This window comes from Cetobacterium sp. (genome assembly GCF_048470075.1).
Taxonomy (GTDB): domain Bacteria; phylum Fusobacteriota; class Fusobacteriia; order Fusobacteriales; family Fusobacteriaceae; genus Cetobacterium_A.
The window spans coordinates 1-6,698 of the sequence record NZ_DBGBQB010000402.1 but is presented as its reverse complement, the minus strand read 5'-3'; the positions used below and the strand labels follow the sequence as shown (position 1 = coordinate 6,698).

General features: G+C 31.8%; 6 protein-coding genes. 2 read left to right on the top strand and 4 right to left on the bottom strand.

Annotated elements, in window-relative coordinates; genetic code table 11:
* The first annotated feature begins 60 nt into the window (after positions 1-60).
* Positions 61-1,446, top strand: a complete 1,386-nt coding sequence (locus tag ACMOUI_RS13885; RefSeq protein WP_418966287.1) for an alkaline phosphatase — start codon at positions 61-63, stop codon at positions 1,444-1,446.
* A gap of 3 nt (positions 1,447-1,449) precedes the next feature.
* Positions 1,450-2,535: a YibE/F family protein gene (locus tag ACMOUI_RS13880; protein WP_418966286.1), complete on the top strand. Its 1,086-nt coding sequence runs from the start codon at positions 1,450-1,452 to the stop codon at positions 2,533-2,535.
* A 72-nt stretch (positions 2,536-2,607) separates the two neighbouring features.
* Here ACMOUI_RS13880 and ACMOUI_RS13875 read toward each other — a convergent pair whose 3' ends face one another.
* From ACMOUI_RS13875 to asrA, 4 genes are all read right to left on the bottom strand, one after another.
* Positions 2,608-3,528 carry a metallophosphoesterase gene (locus ACMOUI_RS13875; protein ID WP_418966285.1) on the bottom strand — a complete coding sequence of 307 codons (921 nt, stop codon included), beginning with the start codon at positions 3,526-3,528 and terminating at the stop codon, positions 2,608-2,610.
* Between the two features lie 294 nt (positions 3,529-3,822).
* The gene (asrC, locus tag ACMOUI_RS13870; RefSeq protein ID WP_418966284.1) at positions 3,823-4,815 is read right to left on the bottom strand and encodes a sulfite reductase subunit C; all 993 of its coding nucleotides are present in this window, start codon (positions 4,813-4,815) and stop codon (positions 3,823-3,825) included.
* 9 nt (positions 4,816-4,824) lie between these two features.
* Positions 4,825-5,619, bottom strand: a complete 795-nt coding sequence (gene asrB, locus ACMOUI_RS13865) for an anaerobic sulfite reductase subunit AsrB (protein WP_418966283.1) — start codon at positions 5,617-5,619, stop codon at positions 4,825-4,827.
* The gene (gene asrA, locus ACMOUI_RS13860) at positions 5,612-6,619 is read right to left on the bottom strand and encodes an anaerobic sulfite reductase subunit AsrA (protein WP_418966282.1); all 1,008 of its coding nucleotides are present in this window, start codon (positions 6,617-6,619) and stop codon (positions 5,612-5,614) included. Before asrA ends, asrB begins: the two co-directional genes overlap by 8 nt.
* Positions 6,620-6,698: the final 79 nt, after the last annotated feature.

Below are 6,698 nucleotides of genomic sequence, written 5' to 3'. Positions count from 1 at the left end.
GTAAAGTGTTATACTGTCTTTGAAGTATTAGTAATTTAATTAAAATTTGGGAGGGAATTAATGAAAAGAGTTGGAAAAATAGGTTTTATGTTTTTAGTTACAGGGATATCAGCTTTTTCGCAGGTTAAAAATGTTATATATTTTATAGGTGATGGATTGGGGCCATCTCAAAGACAGATAACTGAATACTATAAAAAAGAGGTATTGGGAAAAGATGAAAAATTGGCAATGAATAGTATGCCAGCCTTAGGTATAACGACAACTCATTCAGCGGATACATTAATAACAGATTCAGCTGCAGCAGGTACAGCCTTAGCAACTGGAGTTAAAACAAATAATGGTATGATCTCTATGACAACAACTGGAGAGAAATTAAAATCTTTAACTGATATTGCAAAAGAAAAAAATATGAAGGTTGGTATCATTACCTCTACTAGATTAACTCATGCAACTCCTGCAGTTTTTATAACTAGCAATGAAAGTAGAGCAAATGAAAATGAGATGGCTACAGATTTTTCAAAGGCAGGGATAGATTTTTATGCAGGTGGAGGATATAGACACTTCACTCCAAAAACTGGTGATTTAAAAAGTTCAAGAAAAGATGATACTAATGTGATTAAAGAACTTAATGAAAAAGGGTATAAAACTTTTATTGGAGAGGAAAACTCAAAGGCATTTTTAGAGTATTTACCTAAGGGTGATGAAAAAGTTTTTGCCGCATTAACAAGCTCACATCTACCATACGAAATAGATAGATTAAATAATCCAACAACTCCAAGTTTAGCTCAAATAACACAAAAAGGAATCGATACTCTTTCTAAAGACAATCCTAATGGTTTCTTTTTAATGGTTGAAGGTGGAAGAATAGACCACGCATCTCATGCTCAAGATGCTGTTGGAACAATAATGGATACAATAGCTTTTGATGATGCTATAAATGTAGCATTAGACTTTTATAATAAAGATCCAGAAAACACTTTAATAGTTGTGGCAGCAGACCACGAAACTGGCGGAATGGGACTTGGATTTGGTAATAACTATGCTTTAAATTTAGCTGCACTTAAAAATGTAAAGCTATCTGTTGAAGATAAGTTACAAAAAGCTTATAAAGGGAATAGAGATGAGTATTTCTCATACCTAAATAAAGAGTTTGGTTTAAATGATTTAACGGATGAAGAGAAGAAAAATATAGAAAAAGCTATGGATATAGAGGAGAAAAAAAATAATGATGAGATATTGAATACTTATGGTGGATATGCTCCAACTTCTATAGCTGTTGCACATATACTATCTCAAAGAGCTGGATTACAATGGACATCTTTTGCACATACGGCTACGCAAGTTCCATTATCTGCAAAAGGAGCTACTTCTGAAAACTTCCAAGGATTTAAAGATAACACTGATGTAGCAAAAGAGATTGCCAAATCTATGGGAGGAACACTTTAAAAAATGAAAAGGATCCTATTAGCTCTTATAATTATAGCATGTATTTTTGGTGGCTACAGAACTATAATTTATAATAACCATACAAAAAACGAGTTTAAAGCAGAGGTTATAGGTGTTAATAATAATCAGGTTATAACAGCAGGGGTTTCAAACTTAGGGGAACAAAAATTAGTTGTAAAAATTAAAAATGGTCCCTATAAAAATCAAGATATCAATGTTGATAACTTTTTAAGTGGAGCTTTAGAGTATGATGAGTTTTATAAAAAAGGGGATAAAATCCTAGTTGGAGTCTATCAAAAAAATGGAGAGCTTAAAGGTAAAGCTCTCTCTCTTTATAGAATTGAGTCAATTTTAGTGCTTGTTTCAATACTATCAGCCTCTTTAATTCTATATGCTGGAGTGGTTGGTCTTAAATCAATACTCTCATTTATGGCTAGTTTATTGGTTATTTGGAAATTTTTAATTCCAGCCCTAAAAGGGGATAATAACATCTTTATATTGACAATAATGGTACTTATAGCACTATCAGGAATAATTATATTCTTAGTTGCCGGTTTTACTAAAAAAGGGTGGGCCGCATTTTTAGGAACTTTAAGTGGTTTTTCTATAATAACACTTTTGACTTTCCTATTTGGGGATATGATGAATCTTGATGGAATGAACCAGCCCTTTGCCCAAAGTATTCTTTTAACTACAAACTTAAATGTAAATCTACTTGAGATATTTTATATAACAATCGCTCTTGGAGCTAGTGGAGCAGCTATGGATATCGCTATGGATATGGCTGCAACTGTAGAGGAGGTTTATAAAAATGCTGAACATCTTTCACGAAGAGAACTGATTAAATCTGGATTTAATGTGGGACAAGTTGTTATTGGGACAATGACCACAACACTTCTACTGGCATATTCAGGTGGATATTTGACACTACTGATGATGTTCCTTCAACGAAATATCTCAATTAGTGCAATGTTAAATATTAAAATTGTATCAGCTGAAATTATAAAAATTTTGGTGGGAAGTATCAGCTTAGTTGTTGTAGCTCCCCTAACTGCTGTAATATCAGCTTATATTTACAAAAAACAATAGAGTTAATACTCCCACCACTGAAAGAAAAAGAACCTAATCAAACTAAGACTAGGTTCTTTTTTAATATTACTACTATTTATCCATATCTATACCACTAAAAATCAATATCTCGCTTTTACTGCCAATTCTATATGGAATCATCCATGTACCCAGTCCTGAACTTACATATGTATGAGTATCTCCAACTTTTTTATATCCACCAGAGTTTTCATACATATAGTTTACTACTAAATTAAATGGAAATAGCTGTCCCTTATGGGTGTGCCCAGATAGATATAAATCCACCTTTTCATCTCCTAACTCATCCAATGATTGAGGATTATGATCCATCACTATAACTGTACTATCCCTATCTATATCTTTAAGAAGTTCATTTAAACTTTTTCTATTTTTATTATGTCTATCATCTCTTCCAACAATAGTTAATCCCTCAATCTTAACTGATTCATCTCTTAAAATATTTATTCCGAGGTCTTTTATATACTCTATATTTCCATCTATTCCCCCATAGTATTCATGATTTCCTAAAACTAAGTATATACCATGCTTAAATGATGTTTTATCGATTATACTTTTTATATCATCAGTTATACTTTTATATGAGTTATCTAAGAAATCTCCTCCTATAAGTACTAACTCCACTCCCTGTTTTTCCATCTTTTTAAATGCTTGTCTCAACTTCTCTCCATCAAACTTTCCATTTAAATGAACATCACTGATAAAAGCAAATTTTAATCCATTTTTACTCTGTATAATCTCTTTAGGAATTTCATAGTTTTCAACTCCTATGTATTTAAAGTTTCTATATCCCAAAAGTGATAATATACCTAAGCTAAAGATCACAAAAATATGAAAACTTTTTTTTCTTTGGCTGATCACTTTTATAATATCTATTGAAAATATCTTTAAAATAAGAGCCAATGACAGAATAGCTAAAGCTCCAAGTATTATGTAATTGAGATAGAATAGATAGTGTCCTAAAAAAATCTCCAAAGAGAGATTCCTTTTATTCCTATAAAAATAAAAAAGAATAAATGGTAGAAAACTCAAAATTGGTATCAATAAAAATAACCATAGGTTTCCATATATTTTATAAAAAAGATATGCCGTACACAGTATTAAAAAAAACACAAATATTAACCTTTGCAAAATCCAAATCATACATCCTCCCTTCGTATTAATAAGTCTTAACTTTAAAAACATTATAACACTTAGAGCAACCTCTAAGTCAATTAAAAAACTGTAGAGACGATTAAATCCTATCTCTACAGTTCCAGCTGCTACTAATTATTTACCAATATCATTCTCAGCACCAGAATAGATGATTCCATTCCAGTTAACCATATTTCTCTCTATTGCTACCTCTTCTAAATCAACACCATCCAATGCAAACTTTTTAAACTCATTGAATCCTGTTCTATCAACAATATACCCTATATGTTCCTTTGGAAGGGCTCTGTTAATATATATATCCACATATCTATATGTATTTTTTATAATTTTTATAATACTTTCCTCATCTGCCCATAAAATCCAATCTTCAGCAAGTCTTGGATTTTTCTTTCCAGTTCTACCCATAATGGCAAGTCTATAATATTTTTTCTCATCTCTAACCCAAGCTGATGTAGGGCAGTTTAAAACACACTCTCCACACCCTATACATTTACTATGTTCTCTTACAACAGTGTAGTTTTCAGCTCTTAAAGCTCCTGTTGATAATCCCTTACATTTTTTTACACAAGCTCCACAAGAAACACATCTTTCCTTCTCATATAGAGGCATAGTCATCCCAATGATACCAAAGTCGTGCATCCTTGCTTTTATACAATCATTGGGACATCCAGTTAAAGCAATTTTAAAATGAAAATCATTTGGAAAAACCTCTTTTTCTATTTTTTTAGCAAAATTTGTTGTATTATACTGTGCCTTTGGGCAAACACTATTTCCTATACAAGCTGTTATATTTCTTGTTCCAGCTGCTGGATAACCATTTCCCTCTCCATTTGGCTGATTGATATTAAATCCATCTATTAAAAATTGAATCTCTCTATTCACTTCATCAATTTTTGTAATATCTATACCTTTAATTTCAAACCCTTGACGAGTCGTTATATGTACCTTTCCATTTCCATATTTTGAAGCTATCTCGGAAACTTTTAAAAGTAGTTCTGCCGTTATCTCTCCACCTGGAACTCTAACTCTTAAAGCTGTTTTTTTTCTATCTTTTGTTATTCTATACGCATTTTTTGTAAAACTTTTTCTATTTAATTCTAAAGCCATGGTCTCCTCCTAATCTAAAAGCTTTTTAGCTTTTACATAATTAAATATAGGTCCTTCTAAACAAACATATGTTTCATCAATCTTGCAGTGTCCACATTTTCCCACAGCACATGACATATTTCTCTCAAAAGAAACCCAAATTTTATCCTCTGGAATTCCTAACTTTAAAAACTCCAGTGCGGAGTATTTCATCATCATTGGTGGTCCAACTATAATGACCTCTAAATTATCAAAGTTTTCATACATTTTTAACTGTGGTATATACTCTGTTACAAGTCCCACACACTCTCCATCAATTCCACACCCTTTATCCACAGTTAAAATCATAGGAGCCTTCTTTCTCCACTCATCTATCTCTTTCTTAAATAGTATTGATTCTTGATCTTTAAACCCAAAAATTAGCTCAATATCTGTAGTTTTATCATCTATAAAGTGTTTTATAAGTGGTCTCACAGGAGCAGTTCCACTTCCACCAGCAACTATGATAACCCTTTTTCCAGAGTATTTATCCATAGGAAATGAGTTCCCATAAGCCCCTCTTAAAAATATTGAATCTCCCAATTGAAGATTGAATATTGCATCTGTAACCTTTCCAACTTTTCTTATTAAAAACTCAATCCACCCCTCCTCATGATTGTAGTTTGCAACAGATATAGGTGCCTCTCCAACCATGGGAATAGATAGCTGTATAAACTGTCCTGGTGCAGGTTTTATTGTTGTTTTTACTTTAAATAACCACTCTATTGGACTCTCTTGAACAATAGATAAAATCTCTCCCCTTTCAGGCATATATATATTACTCATTGTTATCACCCAACTTTTTTGATAGTTTATTTATACAGTTTATATAAGAGATATACTCTGGACAGGCATCATCACATCTTCCACACCCTATACACATATGTGTTCCAAATCTTTTTTTGTAATCAGAGATTTTATGCATAACTTTAAACCTCATTCTATCTCCTGATTTTTGTCTAAATTCATGTCCTCCTGCCATAGTTGTAAATCCATCCACATGGCAAGAAGCCCACACTCTTCTTCTTTCACCTGTTTTAGAGTTATCTCTATTAAAAATATCCTGAGTTGTAAAGCAAGTACAAGTTGGACAGACAAAATTACATCTTCCACACTTGATACATCTATCATAATCTCTCCACATCTCGTCATCTATGATATCATCTAACTCTATGTTCTCTGGAACTGTAACTTTTTCAATATTCTCTGTCACAAACTCCATTTGAAAATCTCTATCTTTTCCACTGTTAAAAAACTCTTTTAACTCCATATCCCTTATATGGGTATATACCTCTCCATTTTTAAATGTTAGACCCAGGTCATAATTTTCTGTTGTATTTGTTCCCATTGAAGCACAAAAACAGCTTTCCCAACCTTTTCCTGGACAGCCAATAACTGCAAATTTAACCATTTTTTTTGCATTAGCATAATATTCATCTACAAATTTGTTATTTAAGTATATATTGTCCACCCTTTCAATGGCATGAAGATCACAACTTCTCAATAGAACTAAGGCTTTTTTCGTTCTTCCCTCCGATTTTTTAAACTCGGTTTCATTAAAATAAAATATTGTTTGCCTTATAGGTAGTAGAATCTCTTTAGCTGAGTAATAACTTTTATCCTTTAGATTTATCTCCTCTAATTTAGTTATCTTTTCATATTTAACTAAATCAGTATCAGAGAATGTTCCTTTAAAAGGAAGTGTAACTGGAGCGTAGATATCATACTCTTTTGACAAATTTAATAAAACTATATTAAACTCATCATTTGTTAATAATTTTTTCATCTCTTCACCTCTTATACAACTGTTTTATGTTAGTATCTCATTCTATTACTTTATATATAAAAAAATGTGTGACTAGAGT